The organism is Streptomyces sp. NRRL F-2664, assembly GCF_000719345.1.
Lineage (GTDB): Bacteria > Actinomycetota > Actinomycetes > Streptomycetales > Streptomycetaceae > Streptomyces.
The window spans coordinates 41,588-53,950 of sequence record NZ_JOFX01000029.1 but is presented as its reverse complement, the minus strand read 5'-3'; the positions used below and the strand labels follow the sequence as shown (position 1 = coordinate 53,950).

General features: G+C 71.8%; 11 protein-coding genes and 1 other RNA gene. 4 read left to right on the top strand and 8 right to left on the bottom strand.

Features of this window, described 5'->3' with window-relative positions; translation table 11 throughout:
- Positions 1 to 23 precede the first annotated feature (23 nt).
- A complete protein-coding gene (locus IF89_RS0123875; protein WP_030771672.1) occupies positions 24 to 1,394 on the bottom strand; it encodes a nitrate/nitrite transporter in 1,371 nt (456 codons plus the stop codon).
- A gap of 97 nt (positions 1,395 to 1,491) precedes the next feature.
- Complete coding sequence (locus IF89_RS0123870) at positions 1,492 to 2,478, bottom strand: LysR family transcriptional regulator (protein ID WP_030771669.1); 987 nt, start codon at positions 2,476 to 2,478, stop codon at positions 1,492 to 1,494.
- Positions 2,479 to 2,572: 94 nt separating this feature from the next.
- On the opposite strand from IF89_RS0123870, the gene IF89_RS0123865 reads away from it, so the two are divergent.
- Together IF89_RS0123865 and IF89_RS49090 are read left to right on the top strand one after the other, a co-directional pair.
- Positions 2,573 to 3,880, top strand: coding sequence for an MFS transporter (locus IF89_RS0123865; RefSeq protein WP_051807508.1), 1,308 nt, complete (start codon positions 2,573 to 2,575; stop codon positions 3,878 to 3,880).
- Positions 3,881 to 3,928: 48 nt separating this feature from the next.
- Positions 3,929 to 5,257, top strand: coding sequence for an SH3 domain-containing protein (locus tag IF89_RS49090; RefSeq protein WP_158717910.1), 1,329 nt, complete (start codon positions 3,929 to 3,931; stop codon positions 5,255 to 5,257).
- Positions 5,258 to 5,435: 178 nt separating this feature from the next.
- On the opposite strand, the gene ssrA is transcribed toward IF89_RS49090, so the two are convergent.
- From ssrA to ftsE, 5 genes are all read right to left on the bottom strand, one after another.
- Positions 5,436 to 5,824, bottom strand: a transfer-messenger RNA (tmRNA) gene (gene ssrA / locus IF89_RS41520).
- A gap of 84 nt (positions 5,825 to 5,908) precedes the next feature.
- Positions 5,909 to 6,394: an SsrA-binding protein SmpB gene (gene smpB, locus IF89_RS0123855; protein ID WP_030771657.1), complete on the bottom strand. Its 486-nt coding sequence runs from the start codon at positions 6,392 to 6,394 to the stop codon at positions 5,909 to 5,911.
- Between the two features lie 18 nt (positions 6,395 to 6,412).
- Positions 6,413 to 7,591 (bottom strand): S41 family peptidase, encoded by a 1,179-nt coding sequence (locus IF89_RS0123850; RefSeq protein ID WP_030771654.1) that lies wholly within the window; start codon positions 7,589 to 7,591, stop codon positions 6,413 to 6,415.
- Positions 7,592 to 7,658: 67 nt separating this feature from the next.
- Positions 7,659 to 8,618: a permease-like cell division protein FtsX gene (gene ftsX, locus IF89_RS0123845; protein ID WP_030771651.1), complete on the bottom strand. Its 960-nt coding sequence runs from the start codon at positions 8,616 to 8,618 to the stop codon at positions 7,659 to 7,661.
- Between the two features lie 16 nt (positions 8,619 to 8,634).
- Complete coding sequence (gene ftsE / locus IF89_RS0123840) at positions 8,635 to 9,324, bottom strand: cell division ATP-binding protein FtsE (protein ID WP_030771648.1); 690 nt, start codon at positions 9,322 to 9,324, stop codon at positions 8,635 to 8,637.
- Positions 9,325 to 9,571: 247 nt separating this feature from the next.
- Here ftsE and IF89_RS0123835 point away from each other — a divergent pair, with 247 nt between their 5' ends.
- Positions 9,572 to 9,763 (top strand): hypothetical protein, encoded by a 192-nt coding sequence (locus IF89_RS0123835; RefSeq protein ID WP_030771646.1) that lies wholly within the window; start codon positions 9,572 to 9,574, stop codon positions 9,761 to 9,763.
- Between the two features lie 132 nt (positions 9,764 to 9,895).
- On the opposite strand, the gene prfB is transcribed toward IF89_RS0123835, so the two are convergent.
- Complete coding sequence (gene prfB / locus IF89_RS0123830; protein WP_030771644.1) at positions 9,896 to 11,005, bottom strand: peptide chain release factor 2; 1,110 nt, start codon at positions 11,003 to 11,005, stop codon at positions 9,896 to 9,898.
- Between the two features lie 315 nt (positions 11,006 to 11,320).
- Here prfB and IF89_RS0123820 point away from each other — a divergent pair, with 315 nt between their 5' ends.
- Positions 11,321 to 12,322 (top strand): isopenicillin N synthase family dioxygenase, encoded by a 1,002-nt coding sequence (locus IF89_RS0123820; protein WP_030771641.1) that lies wholly within the window; start codon positions 11,321 to 11,323, stop codon positions 12,320 to 12,322.
- The last annotated feature ends 41 nt before the right edge of the window (positions 12,323 to 12,363 follow it).

Genomic DNA, 12,363 nt, shown 5'->3' with positions numbered 1-12,363 from the left:
GGTTCACCCGTATTTCGCCCCGGTTACACCGACGTGAGCTGGGGTTTCGGCAGGGCCTCGGCGGCTTCGGCGGTCACCGCGACCGGGCGGCGAAGGTATACCGCCCACGTCACCGCGCAGCACAGCGCGTAGAAGCCCAGGAAGGTGACGAAGGCCGTCGTGCCGGATCCGGAGGTGCGGAACGCCTCCCGGAAGACCAGGTTGATGCCCAGCCCGCCGAGCGCGCCGACCGCTCCGATCAGCCCCATGGAGGCCCCGGAGAGCCGCCGCCCGTACGCCGCGGCGCTCTCGCCGCCCATGCCGCGGGCCAGTGCCTTCGCCTGGAAGATGCCCGGGATCATCTTGTACGTCGATCCGTTGCCCAGGCCGCTGAGGACGAACAGGGCCACGAATCCGACGAGGAAGACCGGCAGGGAGGCCCGCTGCGAGGCGAACACGACGACCCCGGTGGCCGCGGCCATCGCCACGAACGTGCCCAGCGTGATCCGCGCCCCGCCGTACCGGTCCGCCAGTGCCCCGCCCACGGGCCGGATCAGCGAGCCGAGCAGCGGTCCGACGAAGGTCAGCGAGGCGGCCTGGAGCGGGGTGCGCCCGAACTGCGTCTGGAGGACCAGGCCGAAGGCGAAGCTGTAGCCGATGAAGGACCCGAACGTCCCGACGTACAGGAACGCCATGATCCAGGTGTGCGCGTCCTTGAGGGCCTCGCGGACCGCGCCGGTGTCGTTGCGCACGGGGGCCAGGTTGTCCATCCGTGCGGCGGCCAGAACGGCCGCGATCACGATCAGCGGGATGTAGGCGCCGAGCAGCAGCCGCGGGTGGCCGGCTCCGGCGGTGGCGATGACCAGCAGTCCGGCCAGCTGGACGACGGGGACGCCGATGTTGCCGCCGCCGGCGTTCAGGCCGAGCGCCCAGCCCTTCTTGCGCAGCGGGAAGAAGGCGTTGATGTTGGTCATCGAGGAGGCGAAGTTGCCGCCGCCGACACCGGTGAGGGCGGCGACGAGCAGGAAGGTCCCGTACGAGGTCCCCGGCTCCATGACGACGATCGCGGCGACCGTCGGGGCGAGCAGCATCAGTGCGCTGACCACCGTCCAGTTCCGGCCGCCGAAGCGGGCGACGGCGAAGGTGTACGGCACGCGCACGAAGGCGCCGACGCACGTCGCCGTGGCGATGAGGAAGAACTTCCCGGCCGGGTCGATGCCGTACTCGGGTCCCATGAAGAGGACCATCACCGACCACAGGGACCAGATGGAGAACCCGATGTGCTCGGAAAGCACCGAGTACACCAGGTTGCGGCGGGCGATCCGCTCCCCGCTCTCCTTCCAGAAGGCCTCGTCCTCGGGATCCCACCGCTCGATCCAACGGCCCCGCCTGCGCGGTGCGGTCGTACCGGTCATCTCACGCCTCCACAGCTGTCGCATCCGTGGTGACGACCGTAGGAAGGGCTCGTTTCGGCCCCGGTCCCCGCCGGATGACCGCCGGGAAACCTTGCTCTCACCCGCCGCCGGGGACCTGTGTGAGCGGTGCCGGCAGCCAGCTGCCGGCCGGCGGGTCGAGCCAGCCCCGCTCGGCCGCCAGCCCGGCGGCCGCGGCGTGCAGGGCGTCCAGGCCGGGGTGGGCGAAGCCCCTGCGCCACACCATCGACAGCGGGGACAGCGGCACGGGGTCGGTCAGCGGCAGCTTGACGCAGCCCGGCATGTCCAGGAAGCCCACGGTCGCCAGGACCGGGTTGCCGGTCTTGACCATGACCCGGCGGAACTCCTCCTTGCCCATCGCGACGGGCGCGGGCGGCGCCATGAGGATCCCGCGGCCGGCGAACAGTTCGCGTGCGAGTCCGGTCCACTCCAGCGTCCGCGGGTTGCCGGCGCCCGCGTACACGGTCTCCCCGGCCAGGGAGTCCAGCGGTACCGACGCCCGGGCGGCCAGGGCGTGCCCCTCGGGCAGCAGCACGGCGAGCGGCTCGTACCGTACGGGCCGCTGCGCGAGCGGTGCCCGCAGCGCGGGGTCGAGGCCGTCGGCGTAGCCGAAGGCGACGTCGAGCCGGCCGGCGGCGACCTCGGCGGCGGCGTGCGTGAGCCCGCTCTCGAACCGGGCCATCAGCTCGCAGTCGGGGGCGAGTTCACGGGCGCGTTCCAGCACGGTGCGCGCGGTGCCGGGCCCGTCGGTGTTCACATCGACGAGGAGCGGCCGGGGTGCGGCGCCGGCCGGCGCCCCGGCGCCGAAGGCGGCCGCCAGCTCCTGGTGGGCGGCCAGCACGCGCCGGGCCAGCGGCAGCAGGCGCCGCCCGTCGGCGGTCAGTTCCACGGCCCGGGTCGTGCGGACGAACAGCGTCGCCGCAAGGGCCTGTTCGAGTCGGCGGACATCGCGGCTGAGCGCCTGCTGGGCGACGTACAACCGGGCGGCGGCACGAGTGAAGTGCAGTTCCTCGGCAACGGCGACGAACCCGCGCAGCAGCCGGGGTTCCACATCACGGGGATTCACCCCCGGAGACTAACAACAGGATCGGGTGAATGGGCTCGGAACAGGTGTTGGACGGCGGCAGCCGCTGCGGCCGAGGGTGGTTGCCATGCCCCTCATGACCGTCACCGGCAGCACCCTCGTCCTCACCGCCACCGGCACGCCTCCCGCCCGCACCGCTCCCGCCGCCCCCTCGACCGCCCGTGCCGCCGGGCGGGCACCCGGCCCCTACCGCCGGCTGTTCGCACTGCCCGGCACCCGCGGGTTCACCGCCGGGAACCTCGTCGCACGCCTGCCGATGGGCATGTTCGGGGTCAGCGCGGTCATGATGATCGCGGGCCAGCGCGGCTCGTACGCCCTCGCCGGCGCGGTCACGGCGACCGGGGTGGCGGCCACGGCGGTGGTCGGGCCCTGGACCGCCCGCCTCGTCGACCGCCACGGCCAGGCGCGGATCGCCGTGCCGGCCACCGTGATCGCGGTCCTCGGCTCGCTGTCCCTGATCGTGTGCGTCCGTACCGGCGCCCCCGCCTGGACTCTCTTCGCCTCCTACGCGGCGACCGCCACCACCCCCAACATCGGCGGCATGTCCCGCGCGCGCTGGACTCACCTGCTGCGCGACTCCCCCGCCGCGCACCATACGGCGATGTCCTTCGAACAGGCCGCGGACGAGCTGTGCTTCATGCTCGGACCGGTCCTCGCGGCCTTCCTGTGCGGCGTGCTGTTCCCCGAGGCGGGCACCCTCGTGGGCGCGGCCCTGCTGCTTACCGGCATGCTGGTCTTCACCTCCTGCCGGGCCACCCAGCCCCCGGTGACGGCGCAGCCGCGCCGCGGCTCCCCGCTGCGGGCCCTGGGGCCGCTGCTGCCGCTGTTCCTCGCCATGGGCGTGGTCTTCGGCTCGATGGAGGTCGCCTCCATCGCCTTCCTCGACCTCGCGGGCCTGGGCGCAGCCGCCGGACTGGTCCTGGGCCTCCAGGCAGCGGGCTCCTGCGCGGCCGGCCTGCTGTACGGCACCGTGCGCGCCCGCTCGCTGGCGGCCTGCGTGTGCGCGCTGGCCGCCCTGATGACCCTTCCCTGGGCCGCGGCGGCCGGCGGGTCCGTGGCGGCCCTGTCCTGCGCGCTGCTGCTGGCCGGCATGGCCACGGCTCCGACGATGGTCACGGCGATGGCGCAGGTCCACGCCCGCACCCCGGAGGGCCGGCTCAACGAGGGCATGACCCTGGCCGTCACCGCCATCTTCGCGGGCATCGCGGTCGGCTCGGCGAGCGGGGGCTGGGTCGTCGAGGCCGCGGGGCCGGTCTGCGCGTACGCGGTGCCGGCGACGGCCGCGCTGGTCGTGCTCGCGGTCGCCCTGGCAGGGCGACCGATGCGGCGGCCGAGTGATCGTTCCCGCGTGGTACGCACCGCCGCCGGTCCCGATCCGCAATAACTGGGGGTGCCTTCCCCCAGCGCACTTCCCTTTGCGGAGGAACTACCCGTGCCTGCTTCCCGTTCCGTGCCCGCGGCCCTGTTCGTCGCTGCCGTCACCGCCGCCTGCTTGTCGCCGGCCCTGCCGGCGGCCGCCGACTCGTCGACCCTCCGGTTCTTCCAGCCGTACGTGCCCTCGATCACCCCCGGCGGGACGGGCCGCGTCGTCATCGCGGCCGCCAACGGCGCCGACCAGGCCGTCAGCAGCACCTTCCGGATCGTCGCGCCGGACCGTACGACCTTCCCCGAGGCCCGCTTCTACTGGAACGGGCAGCGCTCCTCCGTCCCGTGCACGCGGTCCGCCGACGCCCGCCGGCTGACGTGCGAGGCCGGCGACCGGGCCGGTTTCGTCTTCCCGTCGAACGAGCAGACCCGGCTGGGCGTCGCCCTGCGGGTGGACGCGGACGCACCGGAGGGCACCACCCTGCACGGCGGCGAGTGGTCGGCCGGGGCGCAGGCGCCCGCGCTCTTCGCCGTCGCCACCCCGCTGAGCGGCCCCCCGGGCGACAAGGGCGACAAGGGCGACGACGGCAAGCCGGGTCACCACGGCAAGCCCGGCCCCAAGGGCGAGAAGGGCGACAAGGGGGACAAGGGGGACAAGGGCGAGAAGGGCGACCGCGGTCCCCAGGGGCCCCGCGGTCCCCAGGGGCCCCGTGGCCCCCAGGGTGAGCCCGGTCCGCAGGGCTCGGCCGGCGGTCCCCAGGGACCGCGGGGCGAAAAGGGTGAGCCCGGCGACCGCGGCCCCGCAGGCCCGAAGGGCGATCGCGGCCCGCAGGGCCACCCCGGCCCGGCCGGCCGCAAGGGCGACCGCGGCGAGCCCGGACCCCAGGGCCCGGCCGGTGGCCCGCAGGGCCCGAAGGGCGACCGCGGCGAGCCGGGGCCACAGGGCCCCCAGGGCCGCCCCGGGCCGCAGGGCCCCAAGGGAGAGGCCGGCCCCAAGGGCCCGCACGGCAAGCCCGGGCCGCAGGGTCCGCAGGGCCCGAAGGGGCACCCCGGCAGGCCGGGCCCCGCGGGGCCGCAGGGCCCCAAGGGCCCGAAGGGCGACACCGGGAAGCCCGGCGACTGCAAGTGCGGCGGCAAGGACCACCACCACGAGCAGCCGAAGGCGAAGCCCAAGGCCAAGATCGTCAGCCCCGGCAAGGGACTCGGCGTCCGCTCCGGCCCCGGCACCCAGCACGCGCAGAAGGGCAAGCTCAAGACCGGCCAGGTCGTCGCCCTCCAGTGCAAGGTCAACGGCCAGAAGGTCGACGGCAATGCGATCTGGTACAAGCTCGCCGACGGCACCGGCTGGATCTCCGCCCGCTACGCCCTGAACCTCAACAAGGTCCCGTTCTGCTGAGCCCCGCTCCGGCATGACCCGGGCCCCCGGCCGCGCGGCCGGGGGCCTCCCACCACTCTCAAGGTGCGCTACCCGTAGGCGGACTGACGGCTCGCCACCCCTCGACCCGTGCGGAGTGGGGCGGAAAAGCCGAGGGCCCCGCAGCCTCTCGGCTGCGGGGCCCTCGCCCACATGGGATGAGTGGAGATGGCGGGAATCGAACCCGCGTCCAACGGTGCAGAAGCAGGGCTTCTCCGAGCGCAGTCCGCTGCGCTTTTCTCGGCCCCGGAGATCACACGGACAAGTCTCCGACGGGCTCAGTCACTGTTTGATTTCCCTCCAACCCCCGTGACCGGGGCTAGAGGTTTAGATCCCTTGTTGACGCCAGGATCCGGACCGGGACCACTTCCGGGCTGACGCTCCTCACAGAGGCTTCAGCTCACTGTTATTAGGCAGCGAGGGTGAAGCGGGAGTTATCGCTCTTGGAGTTGGCGATTATTTTTTGCGACATGTGGTTAGCGAGATCATTGCCGCTTCCTCGGCTCGCTTCCCCTGCATCGACATCCGCTGTCGAAACCGATCATCCCCATGTTGTGTTTTCAAGCTGCCCCCACCGCGAGCGGCGGGTGCTGACGCCATGGTACGCGAAGTGGACCACCGCGTGCCAGGTGATTAAACCGTGCCGCGCTGTTTGCGGCGGATGGCCGAGATCACCCGGTTCGTCTCGCGGGTGTCCTGCTTCTCCCGCATCGTCTGCCGCTTGTCGTACTCCTTCTTGCCCCTCGCCAGCGCGATCTCGACCTTCGCCCGGCCGTCCTTGAAGTACAGCGACAGGGGCACGATCGTGTGACCCGACTCGTCGGCCTTGCGCTCCAGCTTGTCGATCTCCTCGCGGTGCATGAGGAGCTTGCGCTTGCGCCGGGCGCTGTGGTTCGTCCAGGTGCCCTGGCTGTACTCCGGCACGTGCACGTTGTAGAGCCAGGCCTCCCGGCTCTCCACCGACACGAAGCCGTCCACCAGCGAGGCCCGGCCCTGGCGCAGGGACTTGACCTCGGTGCCCGTGAGCACGAGACCGCACTCGTAGGTGTCGAGGATCGCGTAGTCGTGCCGCGCCTTCTTGTTCTGGGCGATCAGCTTGCGCCCTTTTTCCTTAGCCATAGTGCGGTCATTTTCGCACTACCGACCCACCCCGAGGCCACCCAATACCGTGACGGCCCGGTCCTCGGCCCGGTCGCCCGCCGGTACGTCCGGGGTGATGCCCGCGCCGTCGAGGCTGCGGCCCGCCGGTGTGCGGTAGGTGCCCACGGTCAGCTCGGCCACCGAGCCGTCCGGGAGCTCGGTGGGCATCTGCACCGAGCCCTTGCCGAAGGTCCTGCTGCCCACCGCCACCGCGCGGCCCCGGTCCTGCAGCGCGCCGGTCACCAGCTCGGCGGCGCTCATCGTGCCGCCGTCGACGAGGGCCACCAGCGGCCGGGTGGTGTCCCCGCCCGGGGCCGCGTTCAGCACGCGCTGCTCGCCCCGTACGTCGTAGGTCGCCACGAGCCCCCCGTCCAGGAAGGCGGAGGCGGCCGTGACGGCCTCGTCGACCAGCCCGCCCCGGTTGCCGCGCAGGTCGAGCATGACCCCGCCGCCGGGCGGGGCCGCGCGGACGGCCGCCTTCACCCGTTCGCCGGAGCCCCGGGTGAAGGAGCTGACCTTGATGACGGTGACGTCGCCCGCGAGCTGCCGCACCGTGACCGGCTCGGTGCGCAGCTGCTGGCGCAGGACGGTCTCGGTGAGGTCGGCGCCGCCCCGGCTGAGGTTCAGCACGACGGGGGTGCCGGCGGTGCCGCGGAGCAGCGCGACCACGTCGGCGACGGCCAGCCCGGTGACGGGGTGCCCGTCGACGCTGAGCAGGCGGTCCCCGGCGCGCAGGCCGGCGCGGGCGGCGGGGCTGCCGGGCTGGACCTCGTCGAGGGTGATCACGCCGTCGTGGGCGCGCGCGGCCCAGACCCCGACCCCGGTCCAGTGCCCGTCGAGGCCCTCTGCGAAGGCGGCGTACTCGCCGCGGTCGTAGACCGTGCCCCAGCGGTCGCCGCTGCGGCTGACCACTTCCTGGGCGGCCTTCTTGCCGGACTTGCCCTCGGCGACCGCCTCGGCGGCGGCGCGGGCGACCGCCTCGCGGTCGGCCGTGCCCTCGGCCCGCGGGGCCCCGGACGCGGGGGCGTCCGGACGGCCGGTGGCCGCGGCGCCGTCCTCGGGCACCCAGCAGCCGGTGAACGCACCGACGGCGACGACGGCGGCGAACGTCAACGTCAGAACGGCCCCGCGACGTGGGTCGCGGGGCCGGAGACAGAAGGCGGGCAGACCCGGCATGGCGCCGAGTCTAGGACAAGCCCCGCGCCGGTACGGGTGGTTGGCCGTACCGCGTGCGGGGCGCTCGTCACACCTTCAGGTACTTGCGCAGAGCGATGAAGGCGGCCATGGAGGGCATCAGGAGGCCGATGAACAGCACGTACGGGAGCTTGGCCAGCACCGATCCCCAGCCCATGAAGTCGATGAGCTGGATCTTGTCGCGCAGGCCGACACCGTGGTCGATCACGAAGTACTGGCCGGAGACGAGCATGACGCAGGCGAAGAGCGCGCCGATGAGCCCGGCGACGGCGGCCTCCATGATGAAGGGGACCTGGATGTAGAAGCTGGAGGCACCCACCAGCCGCATGATCCCCGTCTCACGCCTGCGGCTGAAGGCGGAGACGCGCACCGTGTTGACGATCAGGAGCAGCGCCACGATCAGCATGATCAGCATGATGGCGATGGCCGCCATGTTGAGGTAGTTGAGGATCCGGAAGAGGTCGTCGATCGCCTGGCGCTGGTCGTCGACGGTGTGGATGCCGTCCCGGCCCGCGAAGGCGGAGGTGACCACCTTGTACTTCTCCGGGTTCTTGAGCTTCACCCGGAAGGATTCCTGCATCTGGTCGGGGGTGATGGAGGAGGCCAGCGCGGTGTGGCCGTACTGCTCCTGGTAGTGCTTGTACGCCTCGTCGGCCGACTCGTAGGCCACCGACTTGACCAGGGACATCGCCTTGAGCTCGGACTCGATTTGCTTCTTCTGCTCGTCGGTCACGGCGCCCTTGCGGCAGGTGGCGACGCCTCCGCCGCCTCCCGCGGTGTTGGCGGCGGCCTCGCCGGCCTCCTGGGCGTCCTGCTTGTTGCAGAGGTAGATCGAGACGTTGGCCTTGTCGTACCAGTAGCCCTTCATCCTGCCGACCTGCTCGCTCATGAGCAGGGAGCCGCCGAACAGGGCCAGGGACAGGGCCACGGAGATGATGACCGCGAAGGTCATGGTGAGATTGCGGCGGAGGCCGACGCCGATCTCGGACATGACGAACTGGGCGCGCATGACTCTCAAGGGCCTTTCAGTGCTGGTAGCCGTAGACGCCGCGCGACTGGTCGCGTACGAGTCGGCCCTGTTCGAGTTCGATGACGCGCTTGCGCATCTGGTCGACGATCTGCTGGTCGTGCGTCGCCATGATCACGGTGGTGCCGGTCCGGTTGATCCGGTCCAGCAGTTTCATGATCCCGACGGAGGTCTGCGGGTCGAGGTTGCCGGTGGGCTCGTCCGCGATCAGCAGGGCGGGGCGGTTGACGAAGGCGCGGGCGATGGCCACGCGCTGCTGCTCACCGCCGGAGAGTTCGCCGGGCATGCGGTCCTCCTTGCCGCCGAGGCCGACGAGCTCCAGGACCTGCGGGACGGCCTTGCGGATCTCGCCCCGGGGCTTGCCGATGACCTCCTGGGCGAAGGCCACGTTCTCGGCCACCGTCTTGTTGGGCAGCAGGCGGAAGTCCTGGAACACCGTCCCCAACTGGCGCCGCATCTGCGGGACCTTCCAGTTGGAGAGTTTGGCGAGGTCCTTGCCCAGGACGTGCACCTGGCCGTGGCTCGCCCGCTCCTCGCGCAGGATGAGCCGCAGGAACGTGGACTTGCCGGAACCGGAGGAGCCGACGAGGAAGACGAACTCGCCCTTCGCGATGTCGAGGGAGACTTCTCTGAGTGCGGGACGGCTCTGCTTCGGGTAGGACTTGGAGACGCTGTCGAATCGGATCACGGGTGCACCACGGTCGCCGGGAGTAGGTGTGCGTGACCATACGCGAACGGGCGCGAGGTGGGGACCCGGCATCCGGAGTTGTCCGCTTTATCCCGTCGTGCTGGAGGGTCCGGACCGCGATTGCCCGGACGGGCCGCGCCGAATGTCGGCGGAGCTGGCACAGTGGTAGGGGGAACGGTCCGGTTCCCCGCGCCGTTGTAGGCAGTAGTAGGCGGCAGGAAGACCGAGGGGACGAGAGGAGGAGCGCATGACATATGACCGGCTCGTGTGCGCGAACTGCGCCGCTCCCGTCAGCCAGGGCCGCTGCCCGGTGTGCCGGGCGAACCGGGAGCGCCTCCAGCAGGAGGGCCCCTTCTCCGGCCTGAACCCCATGGCCCTCATCGTGCTCATGGTGGTCCTTGTGGCAGCACTGGTGCTGGTGGCACAGCAGACCGCCTAGCGGAGCCGTGCCCGGACGGGCTCGCGGTGCCGGTGCTCGTCGGTGCCCGCGCCGCGTACCGATCACATGCAGCGAAAGGGCCCGGACACCTCAGGTGTCCGGGCCCTTTCCGCGATCTCGGGCAGGAGCGTGCTACGCGCTCTGCTCCTGCTGCTTGCGCCAGCGGATTCCGGCCTCCAGGAAGCCGTCGATCTCACCGTCGAGGACCGCCTGCGGGTTGCCGACCTCGAACTCCGTGCGCAGGTCCTTGACCATCTGGTACGGGTGCAGGACGTAGGAGCGCATCTGGTTGCCCCAGGAGCTGCCGCCGTCCTTCAGGGCGTCCATCCTGGCCTGCTCCTCCTGGCGGCGCCGCTCCAGCAGCTTGGCCTGGAGGACGTTCATGGCGCTGGCCTTGTTCTGGATCTGCGAGCGCTCGTTCTGGCAGGAGACGACGATGCCGGTCGGGATGTGCGTGATGCGCACGGCCGAGTCGGTGGTGTTGACGCCCTGGCCGCCGGGGCCGGAGGCGCGGTAGACGTCGACGCGCAGCTCGGACTCGTCGATCTCGACGTGGTCGCTGGTCTCGACGACCGGGAGCACCTCGACACCCGCGAAGGAGGTCTGGCGCCGGCCCTGGTTGTCGAAGGGCGAGATGCGCACGAGGCGGTGGGTGCCCTGCTCGACGGAGAGGGTGCCGTAGGCGTACGGGGCCTTGACGACGAAGGTGGTCGACTTGATGCCGGCCTCTTCCGCGTACGAGGTCTCGTAGATCTCGGTGGAGTAGCCGTGGCGCTCGGCCCAGCGCAGGTACATGCGCTGGAGGCGCTCGGCGAAGTCGGAGGCGTCGACGCCGCCGGCCTCGGCACGGATGTTGACCAGGGCCTCGCGCTCGGCGTACTCGCCGGAGAGCAGGGTCCGGACCTCCATCTCGTCCAGCGCCTTGCGGACGGAGGCCAGCTCGGCCTCCGCCTCGGCGAGGGTGTCCGCGTCGTCCATCTCCTGGGCGAGCTCGAACAGCACCCCGAGGTCGTCGATGCGTCCGCGCAGGGTCTCGGCCTTGCGGACCTCCGCCTGGAGGTGGGAAAGCTTGCTCGTGATCTTCTGGGCGGCTTCCGGGTCATCCCACAGGGACGGCGCGGCGGCCTGCTCCTCGAGCACGGCGATATCTGCCCTCAGCTTGTCGAGGTCCAGGACGGCCTCGATCGACCCCATGGTCGAGGAGAGGGACTTCAGCTCTTCGGAAACATCGACGACTGCCACGGGTCCAGCGTAGCCGGTCCTCGGGCAAGCCCGTCCGGGCAGGCCGGATCACCCGTTCTGATGACGGCTCGGACGGGCGTACGCTCACCGTATGACCCTTCTCCTCGTCAAGCGCCGCCATGTGGACTACATGCGCGTCACGACGACGAGCTGTCTGCCGCCGGACCTCACCCAAGCCTGATCCACCCCGATCCGACTTGGTCCTGTACGCGGCCCGAGCGGCTCCGGCGCCAACCCTGCCGGCGGCCCCACCCCACCCGCGGCCCCCGCCACCTCTGGGGAACAGGACCCCGTGACATCCGAAACGGAGCCGTCATGCCGTCCGCGCACCCTCTCCCCGTCCTGGACCTCTCGCAGGCCGACGACCCGGCCCAGCGGGCCGACTTCCTCAAGAACCTGCACGCAGCCGCCCGGGACACCGGCTTCCTCCACCTGACCGGGCATGGTGTGACAGCCGCCGAGAGCGCCCGGATCCTGGAGCTGACCAGGGCCTTCTTCGCCCTGCCGGAAGCCGACCGGCTGGCCGTGAGCAATCTGAACTCCCCGCACTTCCGCGGCTACACCCGGATCGGCCACGAGCTGACCGGCGGCGCCTCCGACTGGCGCGACCAGCTCGACGTCGGCGCCGAGCGGCCGGCTCCGGAGGTGGGCCCGGACGACCCGGCGTACCTGTGGCTGGAAGGGCCCAACCAGTGGCCCGCCGCGCTCCCGGAGCTCCGTACGGTGGTCCTCGACTGGCAGTCGCGCCTGGCGGCGGTGGCGCACCGCCTGCTCCGGGAGATCCTGGTGTCGATCGGCGCGCCGGCCGACTTCTTCGACGCGGCCTTCGCCGACCGCCCGCACCTTCACACCAAGCTGATCCGCTACCCGGGGTCGGCCCCGTCCGGCGCCGACCAGGGCGTCGGCGCGCACAAGGACTACGGCTTCCTCACCCTGCTGCTGCAGGACTCGGTGGGCGGCCTCCAGGTCGTCCGCCACGGCGGCTACGTCGACGTGCCGCCGATGCCGGGGGCGTTCGTCGTCAACCTGGGCGAGCTGCTGGAGATCGCGACCGAGGGCTACCTGACGGCGACCGACCACCGGGTGGTCAGCCCGCCGGGGGCGGTGGAGCGGTTCTCGGTGCCGTTCTTCTACAACCCGCGGCTGGACGCGGTGGTGGAGACCGTGCCGGGCGACTACCTGCGCTCGGCGCCCGGGGTCGCGCACGACGCGTCGAACCCGCTGCACGCCGAATACGGCCGCAACGAGCTGAAGGGCTGGGTCCGCGCCCACCCGGCCGTGGCACGGCGCTGGCACCCCGAACTGGTCGCGGCCTAGGGACCTGTTTCCTCCCGGGCCGGGTGGCGCGTCCGCTGCGC

What these genes read in the sequence shown, in the direction of transcription:
- IF89_RS0123875 (WP_030771672.1), bottom strand. Translation starts at nt 1,394, where the DNA reads ATGACCGGTACGACCGCACCGCGCAGGCGGGGCCGTTGGATCGAGCGG.
- IF89_RS0123865 (WP_051807508.1), top strand. Translation starts at nt 2,573, where the DNA reads ATGACCGTCACCGGCAGCACCCTCGTCCTCACCGCCACCGGCACGCCT.
- smpB (WP_030771657.1), bottom strand. Translation starts at nt 6,394, where the DNA reads ATGGCTAAGGAAAAAGGGCGCAAGCTGATCGCCCAGAACAAGAAGGCG.
- IF89_RS0123850 (WP_030771654.1), bottom strand. Translation starts at nt 7,591, where the DNA reads ATGCCGGGTCTGCCCGCCTTCTGTCTCCGGCCCCGCGACCCACGTCGC.
- ftsX (WP_030771651.1), bottom strand. Translation starts at nt 8,618, where the DNA reads ATGCGCGCCCAGTTCGTCATGTCCGAGATCGGCGTCGGCCTCCGCCGC.
- IF89_RS0123835 (WP_030771646.1), top strand. Translation starts at nt 9,572, where the DNA reads ATGACATATGACCGGCTCGTGTGCGCGAACTGCGCCGCTCCCGTCAGC.
- IF89_RS0123820 (WP_030771641.1), top strand. Translation starts at nt 11,321, where the DNA reads ATGCCGTCCGCGCACCCTCTCCCCGTCCTGGACCTCTCGCAGGCCGAC.